The 17,613-nt window shown below is 55.7% G+C and carries 14 protein-coding genes; 3 read left to right on the forward strand and 11 right to left on the reverse strand.

Translation table 11 applies throughout. The features are described 5' to 3' along the window. Window positions 1-54 precede the first annotated feature (54 nt). Complete coding sequence (locus Q1A63_RS02860; protein WP_299630590.1) at window positions 55-843, forward strand: glutathione S-transferase family protein; 789 nt, start codon at window positions 55-57, stop codon at window positions 841-843. A 26-nt stretch (window positions 844-869) separates the two neighbouring features. Next, window positions 870-2,957, forward strand: coding sequence for a bifunctional diguanylate cyclase/phosphodiesterase (locus tag Q1A63_RS02865; protein ID WP_298969115.1), 2,088 nt, complete (start codon window positions 870-872; stop codon window positions 2,955-2,957). Between the two features lie 327 nt (window positions 2,958-3,284). Here Q1A63_RS02865 and Q1A63_RS02870 read toward each other — a convergent pair whose 3' ends face one another. From Q1A63_RS02870 to Q1A63_RS02880, 3 genes are all read right to left on the reverse strand, one after another. Then, window positions 3,285-4,112 (reverse strand): transporter substrate-binding domain-containing protein, encoded by an 828-nt coding sequence (locus tag Q1A63_RS02870; protein WP_299630592.1) that lies wholly within the window; start codon window positions 4,110-4,112, stop codon window positions 3,285-3,287. Window positions 4,113-4,666: 554 nt separating this feature from the next. Then, window positions 4,667-5,221: a VPLPA-CTERM sorting domain-containing protein gene (locus Q1A63_RS02875; RefSeq protein WP_298969118.1), complete on the reverse strand. Its 555-nt coding sequence runs from the start codon at window positions 5,219-5,221 to the stop codon at window positions 4,667-4,669. 418 nt (window positions 5,222-5,639) lie between these two features. After that, window positions 5,640-5,957, reverse strand: a complete 318-nt coding sequence (locus Q1A63_RS02880; protein ID WP_298969120.1) for a polymer-forming cytoskeletal protein — start codon at window positions 5,955-5,957, stop codon at window positions 5,640-5,642. A gap of 515 nt (window positions 5,958-6,472) precedes the next feature. On the opposite strand from Q1A63_RS02880, the gene Q1A63_RS02885 reads away from it, so the two are divergent. Beyond that, on the forward strand, window positions 6,473-6,730 hold the full coding sequence (locus tag Q1A63_RS02885) for a hypothetical protein (RefSeq protein ID WP_298969122.1): 258 nt from the start codon (window positions 6,473-6,475) through the stop codon (window positions 6,728-6,730). 775 nt (window positions 6,731-7,505) lie between these two features. Here Q1A63_RS02885 and Q1A63_RS02890 read toward each other — a convergent pair. The 8 genes from Q1A63_RS02890 to Q1A63_RS02925 form a co-directional block, all read right to left on the reverse strand. Further along, entirely contained in the window at window positions 7,506-7,769 is a 264-nt protein-coding gene (locus Q1A63_RS02890; protein WP_298969577.1) for an ATP-grasp domain-containing protein, read from the reverse strand. A gap of 876 nt (window positions 7,770-8,645) precedes the next feature. Further along, complete coding sequence (locus Q1A63_RS02895) at window positions 8,646-10,217, reverse strand: ABC transporter substrate-binding protein (protein WP_298969123.1); 1,572 nt, start codon at window positions 10,215-10,217, stop codon at window positions 8,646-8,648. A 19-nt stretch (window positions 10,218-10,236) separates the two neighbouring features. After that, window positions 10,237-11,331 carry a DUF917 domain-containing protein gene (locus Q1A63_RS02900; protein ID WP_298969124.1) on the reverse strand — a complete coding sequence of 365 codons (1,095 nt, stop codon included), beginning with the start codon at window positions 11,329-11,331 and terminating at the stop codon, window positions 10,237-10,239. Then, on the reverse strand, window positions 11,331-12,422 hold the full coding sequence (locus tag Q1A63_RS02905) for a DUF917 domain-containing protein (RefSeq protein ID WP_298969126.1): 1,092 nt from the start codon (window positions 12,420-12,422) through the stop codon (window positions 11,331-11,333). Before Q1A63_RS02905 ends, Q1A63_RS02900 begins: the two co-directional genes overlap by 1 nt. After that, window positions 12,415-13,959 (reverse strand): hydantoinase/oxoprolinase family protein, encoded by a 1,545-nt coding sequence (locus Q1A63_RS02910; protein ID WP_298969127.1) that lies wholly within the window; start codon window positions 13,957-13,959, stop codon window positions 12,415-12,417. Before Q1A63_RS02910 ends, Q1A63_RS02905 begins: the two co-directional genes overlap by 8 nt. Continuing rightward, entirely contained in the window at window positions 13,960-15,660 is a 1,701-nt protein-coding gene (locus tag Q1A63_RS02915) for an ABC transporter ATP-binding protein (protein ID WP_298969129.1), read from the reverse strand. It abuts the gene before it with no gap. Then, a complete protein-coding gene (locus Q1A63_RS02920) occupies window positions 15,657-16,538 on the reverse strand; it encodes an ABC transporter permease (protein WP_298969130.1) in 882 nt (293 codons plus the stop codon). Before Q1A63_RS02920 ends, Q1A63_RS02915 begins: the two co-directional genes overlap by 4 nt. Further along, window positions 16,535-17,605, reverse strand: coding sequence for an ABC transporter permease (locus tag Q1A63_RS02925; protein ID WP_298969131.1), 1,071 nt, complete (start codon window positions 17,603-17,605; stop codon window positions 16,535-16,537). The genes Q1A63_RS02920 and Q1A63_RS02925 overlap by 4 nt, the downstream gene beginning before the upstream one ends. Window positions 17,606-17,613: the final 8 nt, after the last annotated feature.

A 17,613-nucleotide genomic window follows, 5' to 3' on the forward strand; every position in this document is an offset into this window, starting at 1 on the left:
TTAAGAAAATCAGGGTCGGATTACGCGTATGGCCTTGCTCAGTACAGCTCCAGGTTGCATTTCTGCTCGGCGGTAGATTGTTACGGTCAGGCTGACCCAAGACCGCGCCAATTTAGTACGTATTCGAAATTGGTTTGGGCCAGAAATTCAGACCGCGTTAACGGCGATTTCTTAACCAGAGGGGAAAAGTTAAAAGAGAAGGGAAGTCTCGTGACAAAACTTTATGCGTGTCTGGGGTCCGGTAATTGCTTCAAGCCATGGCTTGCCATGCATCAACTTGGCCACCCTTTTGAGGTGGTGCTGATCGATGTTTTGAAAGGCGAGCAGAAATCACCGGAATATCTCGCGATCAATCCGCTTGGCGTGGTTCCGCATCTGCAAACGGATACCGGACAGGGCATCGGTGAAAGCAATGCGATGCTTTGGTATCTTGCCGAAGGGAGCTACCTGATGCCCACAACCCGTGAGGCGCGCGCCGAGGCGCTTCAGTGGATGTATTTTGAACAATCCAAGCTTGAGCCCTTCATTTCCCCGGCACGGTTTTTCACAACCATTTTGCCAGACCAGCGGGAAGCGCGAGCTGCCGACATCAAAACCTGGCAAGCCTCGGCCGATATTGGACTGTCGCGGTTGGATGCGCATCTGGAGAACCGTGAATTCATGTTGGATACCGGCTATTCAATCGCGGACATTGCCACCTTTGGATACGTGCATGTCCTTGAAGAAGCGGGGCTTAACATGGCTGACTATCCGGCGATTGCGCATTGGGTGAATTCTGTTGCCCAGACAAAAGGATTTCGTCCGCTCGCTGAATTGGGACAGGCCGAAAGCAAGGCTGCCTAAGACATCGTTGCTGGAGCAATGGTTCAATGCGCAACGAAAAAATAGATCATGGCGCTGCGGTGTCGTCGCCACGTCTGGCGGCAACACCGACAGATACGTCCGACGAGGTGTTGATCGCAGCACAGCGGTTGAAAGCCGCTGTCTGGATCTACGATGTGGACAATTCGTGCATTCTTTTTGCCAACGCATCGGCATGCACATTGTGGCAGGCAAAAAGTGAAGAAGACTTGCGCAGCCGCGACCTGTCCAAAGACATGTCGCCGACCGTTGCCAAGCGTTTGAAGCAATACCAGATCGATTTCATTGAGCGCGACGCAAGCTTTAGCGAGATGTGGACGCTTTATCCGAACGGCACACCTACAAGCGTCATGGTCATCTATCGTGGCTATCGCCTTGCTGATGGCCGGATGGCCATGCAATGCGAGGTCGTCGGCGGTGCGGAAGATGAACCAGACAATCTGCGCAGCGCGGAAGCCTTGCTGCACACCGATGTCATGATCGCCCTGCATGACGCGAGTGGGCCACCCATTTATATGAACCCGGCCGCCCGCAATACAGCGACACACGCGCAGCAAAGTATCGCGGAGAAGTTTGTTGATCCATCCGACTATGACAAGATGGTTGGCGAATTGGAGACATCGGGCGAGCATCGCATGGTCTCAAAGGTCAACACCGGGATAGGCCCGCGTTGGCACGATCTGACCGTCAAACGATGCTCGGATGCGGTGACCGGTAATCCGGCAATCCTGCTGACGGCCATTGATGTGAGCGAACTCAAAATCGCGCGTGACAAAGCGCGGTATCTCGCGGACCGTGATCAGCTCACGGGGTGCTACAATCGATCCTATCTGCAGCAACACATGGCGACGCTTGCGGAATATCAAACCGAGCGCTGCGCACTTTTGTGCTTTGACATCGACCGCTTCAAGCAGATCAACGACCGCCTTGGCCATGAGATGGGAGACGTTGTTCTCAAGGAGATTTCTGAACGGGTTTTCGCAACAATTCGGAGAACGGACACGTTCGTGCGATTGGGTGGCGACGAATTCGTCATCGTTCTTGAGGATATCCCTTCCGAACTGGAGCTTGCCGCAAAACTTGAAGACCTGCGCGCCGCCATCTCCAAGCCGATTTGTCACGATGCCACCCGGGTGAGCGCAACGGTGAGCATGGGGGTCGCGCTCTTCGTGCCGTCGTCCGCCAATTATACGGCTATCATGCGCGAGGCGGACATCGCGCTTTATGCATCCAAGCAAACCGGGCGTAATCGCGCGACTTTCTTCAGTGACGAAATGGGCGCTGAAGCAAAAGCACGCGATATGGTCGAAATTGAGCTGAAGCGGGCCATCGAAAATCGCGAATTCATGTTGCACTATCAGCCGCGTTTCAGTCTGAAAAGCAGCAAGGTCGTGTCAGTCGAAGCGCTTGTCCGATGGCAAAATCCGGATCGTGGCTTGATTATGCCAGCAGACTTCATCCCGATTTGTGAAGAGACAGGGATGATCGAGGATCTTGGACAGATGATCTTGGAGATGGCCTGCGCCGAAGCTATTTCATGGCATCAGAACGGTTGTGATATCGAGCTTTCAATCAATATTTCACCGCGCCAATTCGACGACAAAAGACTGCTGCAATCTCTGGCATCATTTGCCGAGCGCTCGGATTTTCCGAGGGGAAAAATCGAATTGGAAATCACCGAAAACGTATTGATTGGTGATCACGATCTCATCGCGGAGAAACTGCAAGCCATCTCACAAATGGGATATCGAATTGCAATTGACGATTTCGGTACAGGCTATTCCAATCTTTCCTATATTTCGCGCTTTCCATTGAATTGCCTCAAGATCGATCAGTCGTTTATCGCCCAGCTTCCAACGTCAGGGCCTATTATCAGCCTCATCCTCACATTGACGAAACAGATTGGTGCGACGATCGTCGCCGAAGGCGTTGAAACAAGTGACCAACTCGATTGGCTTTGCAAACATGATTGTGATCAGGTTCAAGGGTATTATCTGTCGCAACCCGTGGAAAGCCGCGAGCTTATGGGCGTAATCGCAGAGCTGGATGCCATGGGGCTGACTGATGGTAAAAATGATCGCATTATCATTCCCTGAAGACTAAAAAATTGAGTGAGGTACGAAAAGTCACCTCAGGCCAACAAGCTCCAACCTCCGTAGACTGATGAGTAGCGTAATGCTGAAGTGATCAAGGGTGGCTCCGCCTTTATCATGAAAGTTTTTATGTGCCTCTAACAAAGTCCGAACTGCTCCAGGCGGTTTTGACAAGAGCACCTAAGCTATCTGTTCAAGTCGGACTTGCGTTAAAATTGAAAGCTGCTTCTGGTTTGGTTTAATTGCGTGATGGTTCAAATGGGGCCAATATGGTCTGTTCCATTTGTCGCCTGTGCCACCGTGTCTAGAGTCCAAAAGAAGCGCGGTCTATCATCGAAGCGGAGCCGCATTCAAACCGTATTTCTGTACACTTTCGGCCCATTCTTCAGAACGCTTCAATTGCAATATGGCCTCTTGGAGGAATTCATGCAGGGACTCTAAATGCGGTTGGACCATAATGTATCGTTGATAGGTGGAGTGAGGCTTTTTTGAAAAGTGAATCGCATCACTCAAATCTAGCTCTCTGACAAAGTAGCGTGCCGCTGAGTTGGCGATAATTGCGACCTGACCCCGACCGCTGGCGACGAAACGCATCAACTGGCCTTCAGCATTCAAGTCAATTCTGTCGACAAGGCCCTCTTCCACCAATCCGTCGACTTCCGTATAGCTATGGCCTCTGACCCCAATCAGGGTCATGCCGTGAAGCGATTGCGGCCCTTCATACTGGAATGACGCCCCCTTTGGTGAGACGATAACATTTTTGTCCGCCAGAATGGGATTGGTCCAAAGAAATCTGGTTCTGTCCGGGTCTCCGAACCAAACATGGTTCACCCACAGCACAATTCCCGGGTCTCCGGACATGAAGCGTTTTTCCAGCCTTGGCCTCGGGAGTACTTCTACATTGAACTGAAAACGTCCGTCCGACATTTCGGTTAGCAACCGGACCAAATCATAGCTAATGCCTTCCTTTTCGGTTGCGTTCACAATGTAGGGCGGAAAGTTGTGATAAACCCAAACAGAAACCTCCTCGGCTGCTGCCCTTGCTCCAGCCGATATGGTTGTCGCGGCGAAGAGCAGAAGGAAAAAGAAGTGCCGTGCCCGGGCATTTTTTGAGTCGTGCTTGATTATCTTGACCTCCAAGTCAGTGTCCAAAGGCATGTCTGACTTTGATGGTCCCGTATACCGCATTTTCCGCGTTCCCAGAACTTGTTCTCCAACGTCAGAAGATATTGCGCATTGGGGTGGTCGGGTTTTGGAGACTCAGGCTCGTTTATGTGATCGATCTTTCGCCTGTATCAGGTGCGTCTGCTTCAATATTTGGCACGCCATACCCCCGCCAGTTCACCATATGCTCAAGCGTCGCCTCGAACGCGCAGACAGAGTTTAGCAAGATTGTGGAGGGTGAGCGGGGACGGGAGCCATACGGGCACTAAGACGCCTCTTAGACGCGCGTGGAGTGTCGAGTTCGAGGCGCTCCGCGCAGCGCTTATCCGAAGCGGTGGCCAAGTTTACAAAATTATATGCTGCGAGCAGACCAATCCAGACGGCACGTGTTTTGCGTGGTTCGACATGAGGTCGTTTCCTGCGTTACCGCTGCTGGTAGTTGCGAGGTCAAATCGAGGTTGCTAACACATTCGCCCGCACATCGGCTTAACGACACGCGCAATGCAACCGGTTGAATTTAAAAGAACTCCTAAAGGTTCTGAGGCCGCTCAGACCCTGGCGTGTCTTCGCACAAGCACAAGGCCACCCAGTCCACCAATCAGAAACGGGAGCGTCGCGGGCAGTGGCACTTCAGGCACGCTGGCTACGACGAACGAGCCACTCTGTTCAAACTCAGATAGGGTCGTCGCTGGCACATTCACCAAAATCCCGGTCAAGACCCCCGTGTCGAAGCTGCAAAGACCATCAATACAGAAATAGATCGCTTCTGTATCATCATCATTTCTAAAGCCGCCAATGAAGCCTGGCGCGCTCGCAGAAAAATCGAAGACCAGTTTGTCCTCCGTCAGAATCCACGGCGAACCCGTCCCGCGCACAAAGTCGTAATTCGGACCGACAAACGTGAAATCAAAGCCCGGAACCGATACGTTCAAGCTAAAATCCAGGAACTCATCAACGCCATCGACCGCTCCCAGCGTGCCGTCGGTTGTGATGAAGCCGCCGACAGAAATGTCACCAGCGGTAAAGTCGACGTTGTAAGTAGTGGCATTGGCAGACGACGCAATGAATATTGCGGTTGCCGTTGCTAGGGCGGATTTGTACATGATTTTATCCCAAAATTGGATGACCGAAGCCGTATCTATGGTGCTTAGCGCAGCTACATAGAAGTGCCATCTCGGGCGCTGTGTCGATTGTCGGTGGCGAATTTGTCCGAAATATCACCATTTTTGTCCGATATGGAGCATGCGAGGCCTGTTTCAGGCTGATCCTATCTGCATCGGATAAAAGCTATGGTGTGGTTTTCCAGTATGGGTCCGTTAGTCGCGACGCACTTGGGCATCTGCACTTTACCGTCATCAAACAAAGGACAGTTCGCAACTCAATTCCAGAACGATGCGTCACGCGGCGCATCCAGCGGCATCTTATGCACCCGGGGGATAGCAAGAGCGTCCAGACGGCCCGTCAGCTCCAGCGCGTCAACCATGCTGCCAGCGATGGCGTACCCTTGGCCGCCGACGGGATCTAGCCTGTGCCGGTAATTTCGACTTTTCCCAAGACCTTCGCGCCACTCTCGGTGGTCATCGTCTCGGCTTTTACATCGGCCTGAACGCTGGATGTCGATGCAAACGTGACATCATCGCAATTCAGGCTGCCTTTGTGTTTACCTTCGATAACGATAGTCTTCGCAGACACCGCGCCCTCGATTGCTCCACCTGAGTTGATAACAACTGCGGTGGCAGTTACGTCCCCTAAAACGTTGCCTTTTATTTCCACGCTTCCTTCATTTGACTTGATGTTACCCTTTATCGTCAGTTCACTTTGAATGATTGAGCTAGCCACTTTGAGTTCCTTTATATGGCAATCTCAGCGACAGTAGATTGTGGGCAATGTTAAGCACAGGTCGCTTGGAAATGAGCTGTGCTCTGAGCAAAAGGCCGCCAAAAGCCGTGAACCAGGTCAGCGGGAATGGCTGCACGGTTGGTTACCTTCGTCGGTGGCAGCGTCCCATTAATGGCTAGTCACTTAGGTAGACGCAAGATTGGCTCAAAAGAGGAAAAGCCTGTCGCAAGGAAAAATCACGTGTCGTTTGGCAATTGGTGTCAGTAACGCATAAGAGTGCAATTTTTGACTCTCTCCAATCGAAAGAAACGTAACTAGCTGACAATATGAGAAAAATTACTACACTTTCGACCACCTAACCATATGTATACAGGCGAAACTCACAAGTTCGCAGAAATTCATGTGGGCCGAAAAGAAACACCCGTGAGCCCCAACTCAGTCATGGTGTGAATGTCACGTACGCTTGGCGAGGATTGAAAGAGATGTGCCTGAGATTCCTGCGTCGTCTGTCACGAATGGCCTTGCAAGAATTGGTTGCCAGCAAGCAGAAACTGCCTTCAAAGATTTCATACATGAGTTTTGGGGCAGCAGCGCGTACAGATCTGCCTTTCCAGTCCGATATTCAGCTGACGAACGGTTCAGAGTCCGGCAAGACGCTTGATGCAAGAGTTGATAGCCGCTGCACCGTGAGCCGTTCCACCAAGCTTCTCGACTGGCCGTGCGCGTGGGAGCGCATCTTCGGGATTATTGCTAGAAGTGGCCTGGACGGGTGAAATTGAGTAAGCTCCAGGGGCCTGGATTTCTTGCATGCAAGAGTGTACGACTGACTCTTCCTGACTAGGTGAGAATGTTGGGTGCACGGTACAGCCGGTTATGGTCAGAGCTGCAAATGATGCAACGAAAATGATCTCTTTCATTTTCCAACTGAACTTGTGCGATTTCGTTTTCATCTGAGCGTGAAGTGTCTCGTGAAGTTGGCTGGCGTGAGGTCTTCGTGCGTTCACAAGGGAGCTTTGTTGGAACGTGGGATCTAGTCGGATCGATCCGTAACACCCCATTTCAGCATCTTTGGGAGATCGCGCTTGCTTCGATTGAATGAAGCACACAGCCCGAATGGCCGCCATTTCCGCCGCGTTGCAAATAAATTTGTTACCGTAGTGCAACAAGAATTCTTCAGCGAGTGCGTGCAGCAAGATTTGGACACTTCGCTATGGGTTCGGTGCGGACTTTAGCGATCATAGGCAGAAGCAGCACAACTCCACCGCCTAGTTACTCCAGCAAACCCGCTTATCTGGGCTTCAAGGCCACATGCATTGCTGCGGGAACAAGTGGGCGTGGTCCATGCCAACCAAAGCCTGCGCTTCGGCTTCGCTATCAGGACGCACGTATCCTTGCCGTATGTTAGGTATTTGCGGATCTGGATAGATGCAGGCTTTCCAAACATTCATTTGGACATCTCGCTGAAACCAGTGTTAACGCCAAGCTAAATGCTGGTGGGCGGGAGAAAGCGCCTTTTCGCTGCGCTTGCGTGAATGTCAGCTTCTAACACTAGCTAACTGTAAGCTCATCGATTGACGATGCCAGCTTCACTAGGTCGGCTTCATAAAAGCCGGCGGCATTGATGCAATTCGTTTCAAGCATCTTCAATCCATCCTCGGTGCGACAGATGTCGATAACATAGGCGGGCGCGTAACTTGGGTTGGCCTCCACCAATCGCTTGGCAAATTCTAAAGCGTCCTCATCAATTTCGTGTCGGTAAACGACGCGCGCGCCCACTTTATATAGAGAGTACTTGACAATCTCATCTCTTATCGCCCAAAGTAGCTATTCTTTAAGCAAAGTAGCTATTCTCTAAGGATGCGAACGGGTTTGGTGAGCATCAATTCAGTATCGTGACGAATGAACCTTTAGGAATTTCGTGTTCTTCAAGCGCGAGCACCTTGTTAGCCAAATCAATGATTTCACCAGTAGACTTTACGTTTCCCGGCTCTTCTTTGCTGTCTTCTACTGGACGCAAGAACCATTATGTCCCATCATCGGTAAGGTGCTCGGGAACATCTCGCAATGCTAAGAAAAGCGCATCCGCGCCGTTAAGAAGGAACGGGTGCCACGGTGCTTCATGGACAAAGGGCCTTACCTTGAAGACGCCGGGCTTCAGGCCATTGGCCTGTGCATATCGCCATAGGGTATAGGAACCGAACATGACCACGGCGTTCGGGTCACTAACATCGGAGCGGGTGTCAGGTCACCTACGAAAGGAACAACTTTGTGCCATGTGTATGGAATTTCGAGCCGATCAAGTGCGTTAGCCATCTTCCGGGTGTCCTCAAAGTCCTGAAGTACCCATTCCATGTATCTGTGCGCAATTCTGATAATCTTTCTGCGCACCTAGAGAACACCATTCGGGCAAATGCTCAACAGCAGATTTCCGAGCAGCGCATGATCTCGGTAGGTAAGGACTCATCGCAGACATTGACTTCTAATGTTTCATCTCCCGATGTCGGCAACGCAGGACTAACCTGCCTTTCGGAATTCATCGGTCGAAGTCTGCTTCCGAAGGCGCCAGCGACGCGTGCGGCGGCATTTAATATCGAGAGTACAGCCTGTCTCCCCGCCTCTTTCCGTCGTCTGTTTGGAGTTGTCCATTCGGGCGCCCAGTGAATGAAGCGCCTGAATGGGGAGATGGTGTTATTCGCAGACCCACTTCATGGTGTGGAAGTTATACTCAAAACTCTGCATCGGCACCCATGTGAAGCCCTGCAGGCAGTTGTGGAACGCTTGCTGGCTGCGCTGGGTCAGCAGGAAGACCCCCACCTGATCTTTGACCAGCTTGCGTTGCAGGTCCTTGTAGATCGCGTTTTGCTCTTCAACGTCCGCCGTGGCGCGCGCGGCATCGATCATCGCGTCAACCTCGTCGCTCAGCACCCATTCCATAGACGCCCAGGTTCCCGCCGCGCGGCTGTGGTATTGAGGAAAGAAGAATGTGTCGGGCGACGGATAGGTGGCGCCATAGAACACTTGGTTGATCGCAGGCGTCGTTGCCACATCGCCCGCAAGTTCCGTCATCCGGTTCCACGGTTCAGGGCGAAGAATGGTGTTGAAGCCGATGGTGTCGAGGATCGATTTCATCAGCAGGCCAATCTCTTCTTCGAAAGCAAGGCCAGCAACATACATGATTTCCACATCAATCGGACCTTGCCCTGCGTAGCTGGATGCCTCGACATGTTCGCGCGCCTTTTCGAGGTTGAACTCCGGCATAGGAATGTCATCCGCAAAGGCGTCGGCAAAGATCGGCGCCATGGGGCCGGACAGCGGCTCACCCGGCAGAATCAACTCGCGAATGGTTTCGTAATCTGTGGCATAGGCGATCGCCTTGCGGATGTTTACATCATCCGTGGGGGCCCGGTGGTTGTTGAGCTTGAAGTAGAAATTCACCGCCGTCGCGTATTCCTCGATCCGGTAGTCTTCGAGCGCGCCGATACTGTCAAATGTTTCCTGCGCCTGGCTGTCGGCGGACATCGACAGTGTACCGGCAGCAGCGAGCGCCTTCACGGTTGCCTCTTCATTGGTGATGACAAAGCGTACTTCGTCGATGCTCTGTTCATCCCAGCCGAGATGATACCCTTCATAGGCCTTGATCGTCATGCTGGCACCGCGTTCCCAGCTGTCGAGCATGTAAGCTCCGGCCCCGACCGAGTTGCTGGCGACAAAGTCCTGCGCCCAGGGGTCGTCGTCGGTTGCATTCTCCGATGCCAGGTCAGCATTCACGACGAATAGAATAGGGGTTGTCGTCAGGAAGGGCGCATAGGTTTTTTCCAGCTGAAACTGCACTGTGCGCGCGTCAACCTCAGTGACGGACCCTACACTGAGGATGCCTTCAAACAGATAGGCGGGGCCCTCATTGATGCTGAGCAACCGGTCGACTGACCACACGACGTCCTTGGCTTCGATGGTGCTGCCATCCTGAAAGGTAGCGTCTTCTTTCAGCGTAAAAGTCCATGTCAGCCCGTCCTCGGACGCCATCCAGCTTTCGGCCAGAAGCGGCTGAATAGCGCCGCTTCCATCCAGCGTGGTCAGTCCCTCGTAGAGGTTCACACCGGCCATGTATTCGGTGTAATCGTTGATCTTTGCCGGATCGACGGTGCCGAAAATCTGGGTCGCATTGACCGTGATGACGTTATCAGCCGAAGCCATTCCTGCGCCAAGCAGCAAGGCCGATGCGGCCACCGCACTTATGCCTTTCGATCTCAGGGTTTGCATTGTTGGTACCTCCGTTCTGTCAGTTTTTTGCGTTAATGTCTTCGATGGGTTGGTAGGGAATGTCGTAACCAAAGTATTTTGGCCCAACCAATTCCAGCCCGTGATCCGTGCGCCATTTCGGATCGCTGGGTAGGCCGAACACGATCACGCGGTAGCCATAGGCCATCTGTTCTGTCGTGATCGGTTGCCCGGTTTCCAGATCGAGAAGGCAAATCAGATCAGGCGTAATCGCGGCAGGCGTGCCGTCTTCCTCCGCCAACAGGAACTCGTTCTGGAATTTCAGTGTCAGGCTGCGGCCCTGATAGGCTTCCAGCCCTTCGATCACCGCCTGACCGCGGGCAAAGCCACCTTCGGTGCGCCGGTCCACATCTGTGACGCGCCCCTCGAAGAGGCGCATGCCGCCCAGATCGGCGGCCAGCCTGTCGGCAGGGTTGCGATTGGCGGTTTGTTCAGCGGTGATGATCCGCCCGATGCTGGCGATCAGCGACAGGGAGTCCGGCAGGATTGCGCGTTTCGCCTGCGCCCCGGTCATCGGGTAAAGCGCGATCAGCCCGGCGCCACCCATTTCAACGGTAATGACGCGGGCAAACTTCTCCGTCGACAGATTATCGACGGTGTTGAGCACCAGCGCGTTGCCCTTCTCGTCTGCCATGGCCATCGGGCAGGCGTGGACATCAAACATCGTCATCGACACCATCTGCAGTTCAGGAAAGGCACGCCCCATGCCGTCACCATCCACGATGGGCAAACCTGCCGCAGCCGCGACCGCGATGGGAATGGTCGAATTCAAACCACCGGCCTCGATGCAAAAAATGGCATCTGCCTTGCGACCAAGCACCGCCTCGAGCGAGCGCAGCGCTGAGATTGCCTCGTCGCCGCGCGGGAGCTTTTCGAGCATAACTGTTGGCGCCCCCATCATCGCGACCGGCACAATAAGAGCGTCATCATCAAGCGAAGCGATCCCGATGACCGGGACCGGGCCGTTTTCGCCAATGGCCTGTTCTGCCATCAGCTTGCCAATGTAAGGGTCTCCACCGCCTCCGGTACCGAGAAAGGCGCCACCTAGGGCGACATCCGCCATGTCCGCGCGTGTGATCGTCTTGATCTTTTCCATTACGACGTCTCCATCGGGGTGAACGTGATGTCGTCATATCCAAAGGCCGCGGGCCCCACGACGGCCAGTGCTTCGGGTGAGCGCATGAGCGGGTGGGCCGGAAGGCCCAGCACGGCGATCCGCTGTCCGTAGCGCAGCATTTCGGTGGTGATCGGTAGCCCTGTGTCACTGTCGAGCACGACAACCAGATCGGGCGTGCACACCTCGACATTTCCATTGCGCCGAAAGACCAGAAACTCGTTCTGCAGATCAATCCGCCCGGTGTCGCCCGCAAAAGCACCAAACCCTTCCAGCGCCAGATGGCCCACCGCAAAGCCCCCTTTGAGGTGCCGTTCGAGATCGACAATTTTGGCCGTCATTAGCAACCGGCCACGCTCCTGATTGATGACCGTCTGAACCGGGTCGGCATTGGTCTGATGCGCGTTCAGCACGGCCCGGCCCAGGTTGAGCGCCTGCGTAATTGTTCCCGGAATGGCGGCGCGTTTGACGAATGCGCCGCGCATGGGTTGGGTCGCAAGGCCCGCCGCAGCCCCCATGGTCACCACAACCGCGCGCGCGATACGTTCCAGCCAGATGTCGTCCGGCGTGTCACGGATCACCACGATGGATCCCTTTTCGTCAGCCATGGCGGCCGGGGCCTCACGGTGTCCGTAGATCGACCAAGTGCACATCTGCATCTCGGGAAATGCGCGGCCCATGCCGTCGCCGTCTACCACGGGCAATCCAGCTTGCGCCGCCGTCAACATCGGTTCCATCGAGTTGGCGCCGCCAATCTCGACCGAAATCAGCGCATCCACCGGTTTTCCCACTTCGCGTTCGACTGCGCGCAGGGCGCGCAGGCACTCCTCGCCTTCCTCGATCTTTTCAACGCCCACCACCGGCGCGCCGATGCCGCCCAGCGATACGACCAGCGCGTCGTCTGGCAGTTCCTCTAGCGGGATCACGGGAATGCGTCTCCCCTTTTTCAATTCCTCACGGCAGCGGAGCTTGCCGATATAAGGGTTACCGCCTCCCCCCGTTCCAAGGATGGCCGCTCCGATTTCGATTGCATCGAGATCGGCATTGGTGACTTCTCGTAACCGCTCAGCCATTCATGTCACCGACGACTTTGAGGCGGATTCGCGTGGCATTGCCGGGAAGATAGGCTAGCGGCACGTCCTCTTGATCCAAAAGCTCGATGCTGTCTGGTCTGGCACCGGCGGCGATGGCCTTGTCAGTCGCCTCCTTGCGGGCGTCGTTCAGCGCCTCCTCGCGTGATTTGCTTTCCAGCGAGAAAATGCGATCCACCTCGCCTGAAATCTGGCCGATCGCCGCACCAACCGCATTCGCGACAGAAAAATGTTCAGGCCTGATAACCGGTAAGTCGCCTACCTGTTCCGGCACAAGGATGGACCCGCCCCCAACCGCCAGCACCGGGATCGGATCAGGCGACACACGCATCCGTTCGACCGCGTTGAGCAACATGTTGTCGGTGTGCGCCTTGACGGCCTGCATGTGATCCGGTGACACGCCGGTTAGCGCGGATGTGTCGCCGAAATCAGCAAGACCAAGGCCCACGGCGATATCGGAGGTGGTCAAGGTTTTGCCGCCAAAGATCAGGGCCTCTTGCGTCAATCGGTAGCCGACGGATTTCGGGCCAACGCTCAGAGGTTCTCCCTCGGCGCTGACAATCGTACCGCCGCCCAGTCCAATGGCAAAGACATCGGGCATGCGGAAATTCGTGCGGACCCCGCCCACATCAACCGTGGTGCTGGCCGGGCGCGGGAAGCCTTTAACCAAAGCGCCGACGTCCGTGGTTGTTCCGCCCACATCCACAACGATGGCCTCGGTCTTGCCGGATAGGAAGGCAGCGCCGCGCATAGAGTTGGTGGGGCCGGACGCAAAGGTCAGCACGGGGTACGATTGTACGAAATCGCGATTCATCAGCGTGCCGTCATTCTGCGTGATGAAATAGGGGCAGGTCACACCCACCTTTTCCAGCGCCCGACCAAAGGCATCCACGGTCCGTTCTGACAGGGCTCGCAGCGATGCATTCATGATTGCTGCATTCTCGCGTTCCAGAATGCCCAGACGTCCGATCTCGCTCGACAAAGTGAAGCTGGCATCTGGCAGGCGCTCGGCAAGGCGCGCCATCGCTGCGCGCTCCATCTCGTCGCTGACCGGCGAAAACACGGATGTGATGGCGATGGTGTCGATCCCCGCTTCGCCGATCTCGGCGGCGATGGTGTCGATCTCGGCCATGTCGAGCGCTGAAATCTTGCGGCCATCGAATTCGTTGCCACCTTTTGCCATCCAGAAGTGGCCACCGACGGCCTCGCACATGTCATCGGGCCAGTCTACCATCGGGGGCAGGCACTGCGCGGCGGGCAGGCAAAGACGGACGGCGGCTGTTCGCGCAATATGACGGCGCTCAACCACGGCGTTGGTGAAGTGGGTCGTGCCAATCATCACCGCTGTGACACCTGACTTTTCGATGCCAGCGTCGGTTATCGCGCGTTCGACCGCATCGACCACGCCCCCCATCACGTCTTCGGTCGTGGGTGATTTCACACCGGACAGAATCTGATCGCCCTGCATCACGACAGCATCCGTATTCGTGCCGCCAACATCGACGCCAATTCGAAACATCTAGGTGTCCTCCAGTTCTGTTGAGGTGGCAAGCACAGCGGCCCGCTCCTCCTTGCTGACAATGGGTTTGAGCGCGTCTTCTTCAGGGGAGATCACAGGAATCGCCGACAGTAGTGCGCGCGTGTAAGGATGGCCCGGCGTGTCGAAAATCTCCGCGACCGGACCGGTTTCGACGACCTCACCGCGCAACATGACAGCGACGCGGTTGCAGAAATTGCGCATGAGGCTGAGGTCGTGGCTGATGAAGATATAGGTCAGATCAAATTCGCGCCGCAGATCATGCAAAAGGTCGATCACCGTGGATTGCACAAGAACGTCAAGCGCCGAGGTCGGTTCGTCCAGCACAAGGATCTTTGGGTTCACCGACAGCGCGCGCGCGATGGCAACCCGCTGCTTTTGCCCGCCGGACAATTCATGCGGATACATGGCCGAATAGTTCTGCGGCAATTCCACGAGGTCGAGCAGTTCTGAAATGCGGCGATTGATTGACGGCTTGTCAAAGCCGGTGAACTTCAGCGGGACCGCCAATTGATCGCCCACCGTTCGGCGCGGGTTCAGCGACGAGCCCGGATTTTGATAAACGATCTGTATGAGCTTGCGAAATTCCTGCGTGCCCGCGAACCCGTCCAGCGATCGTCCGTCGATCTGCACCGCGCCCTTGGTGGGGGCGGTCAGCCCCATGATGATCTTGGCCAGCGTCGTCTTGCCGGAGCCGCTTTCACCAGCGATCCCGAAGATGTCGCCCTGCTGGACGGTCAGAGACACGTCGTTCACCGCTCGGAAACTGCCGGTGACCCGATTGAGCCAACCGCTACGCGTCTCGAAGTCCTTTGACACGGATGCAACATCGACAATCGGCTGAGTACCCTCATGTTCGGTGGTCTTGACGCCATCGCCATAAAGCGGCGGCACTGCGGCCATCAATTCGCGGGTGTAGGCGTGCTGCGGGGCGTCAAAAATCTCGTCGCGCGTGCCGGTTTCGACGATATGGCCGCGCTCCATCACGTAGACCCGGTCAGCCATCTCGCGCACCACGCCGAGGTTGTGGGTGATCAGCAGAAGCGACAGCCCCTCTTCCACCACCAGCCGGTTGAGCAGCGCGAGGATTTCGTCCTGTGTGGTCACGTCGAGCGCGGTACCCGGCTCATCCGCGATCAGCAGGCGCGGCTTGTTCAACAGAGCCATCCCGATCAACACACGCTGGCGCATCCCACCCGACAGCATCATCGGATAGCTGTCGAGAACACGGCCGCCATCCCTGAGCTGTACCTTGTTCAGCGTCTCAATCATATGTGTGCGACGGTCCGCCCGGGAACGCGAATTTCTGAGCCGCAGGTCGCCGTAGCGGATGACATCATCCATCTGCCGCCCGATGGTCAGCACCGGGTTGAACGACAGCATCGGGTCCTGCAGGACAATCGAGATGCCTATGCCCTTCAGCCGATTACGGTCCTGCTTGTTCAGATCGAGCAGTGATTGACCGTTATAGTAAATGCTGCCCTGTTCGACCTTGCCCGGCGGCATCGGCAGGGTCCCGATGATCGTGCGCATGGTCACGGTCTTGCCTGAGCCAGACTGCCCGATCAGCGAAACCCGCTCGCCTTCGTTCACATGCAAATCGACGTTGTGCAGCACACGCCGGTGCTGACCGTAGGCGTCGAACCCGATGCACAGGTCGCGGATATCCAGAAGCGGGTTCATAATTCGACATCCAGCATGTCGCGCAACCCGTCACCCAAGAGGTTGAAACCGAGGATCGCGTAGAGAATTGCCAGGCCCGGCATCACCGCCTGCCACCACATCTCGGGCAGATATTCGGACCCGGTGGCGACCATCGTGCCAAGGTCCGGGGTCGGCGGTTGCACACCCAGCCCGAGAAATGAAAGTGCTGCGCCAAAGAGGATGACAAAACCCGCGTCAAGCGAGATCTTGACGGCCACCGCAGAAAAGCAGTTGGGGAGCAATTCCCGGAACAGGATATGGGCGTGAGACGCCCCTGCGACGCGGGCGGCCTCGACGTAGTCTTCGTTCATCTGGCCCTTCACTATCCGGTAGATCAAGCGGGTGTGCCAGGTCCACCAAAGAAGCGTGATCGCGATCATCGCATTGATCAGATTTGGCGACAGAACCGCGGTGATTGCCAGCGCCATAGCAAGCGGCGGCAGGGCCAGCATGATGTCGGTGAACCGCATAATGATGGTTTCCGTCCAGCCACCGAAATACCCAGCGCAGAGACCGAGTATGACGCCGAACGGCACCGCAACCCCCAGAACACCCACGACCAGTCCGAGCGAGACCCGGTAACCAAAGATGACCCGGCTGAACACGTCGCGCCCGACGTTGTCGGTACCCATGAGGTTATCCCAGTTCGGTGGGCTGTGCCGATTGCGAAAGTCGACAAAGGACCCCGCACTTTCCGGCGCCGGGGCGATCCAGGGTGCGAAAACCGCCGCGAGGATAACGCTGAACACGATCAGCGTGCCGACAACCGCCAACGGGTTGCGACGGAAGCGATATAGAGCCATCTGGCGCGCAGTCAGCCCGTGGACCGGGGCGTCGGGATCGTTCATCGCGCTCATGCCCCACGCCCCGCCCGAATACGGTGTCGGGGATCGAGGATGCCAAGCAGCAGATCGATGGTCAGGTTGGCGACGACGAAGAACACGCCGGAGACCAGCACGACCCCGATCACTGCATTAAGGTCCTTCTGCAGGATCGTGCGCACGCCATAGCTGGCAATGCCAGGCCAGGAGAAGACGAACTCGACAATGAAGGCATTGCCAATAAGTGAGGCGAATTCCAGCCCGAGAATGGTCAACGGTGCCACCGAGGCAACGCGCAGCATGTAGCGGAACGTCACCACGCGTTCTGGTATGCCGTAAGCCCGCGATGCCTCGACGAAATCGCGCGAGGCGACCTCGATCATCGCTGTACGGGTGATACGCATCACTTGCCCTATGCCAGCAGCAGCCAAAGCAATCGCCGGCAGGAATAAATGCCGCAGCGCGTCGACAACGACGTCGAAGCGTCCAGCAATCAGCCCATCAATGGTCAGAAGCCCCGTCACATCTGCGGAAAAACCGATACCGGGGTCGAGGCGTCCCGTCACAGGGAAGAATCCCAGGTAGTGCGCTGCAATCAGTTGCAGAATAATCGCCAGGACGAACCCCGGGGTGACCACACCCAAAAGGGAAATCACCCGTAGAACGCTATCAATCCATGTATTACGGTAAATGGCGGCGATAACCCCGAGTGGGATCGAAATCAGAACCTGCAAAACGACCGTGAAAAGCACGAGTTCGAACGTGGCGGGCAAAGCACCCATGATGTCATCCATCACCGGACGCGATGTCAGAAGCGACTTGCCCAGATCGCCTTGGACCAGTCCGCTCAGATAGGTCCACAGCTGCACCGGATAGGGATCATTGAGGCCCATTTCCTCTTGCAACTGAGAGACCTGTTCAGCGGTCGCCAAAGGCCCCAGCGCGATACGCGCAGGATCGCCCGGAACAATCCGCGCGATCACGAAGATCAGAACGGCGAGTCCCAAGAGGACAAAAAGAAGCGTAAATGTGCGTCTGAAAAGATAAGCGAACATCAAGATTTCCCCAGGGGAACCTTGGACGACGGATACCAAAGCAGGCATCCAGAATT

This window comes from uncultured Roseobacter sp., from assembly GCF_947499265.1.
Classification (GTDB): Bacteria; Pseudomonadota; Alphaproteobacteria; order Rhodobacterales; family Rhodobacteraceae; genus Roseobacter.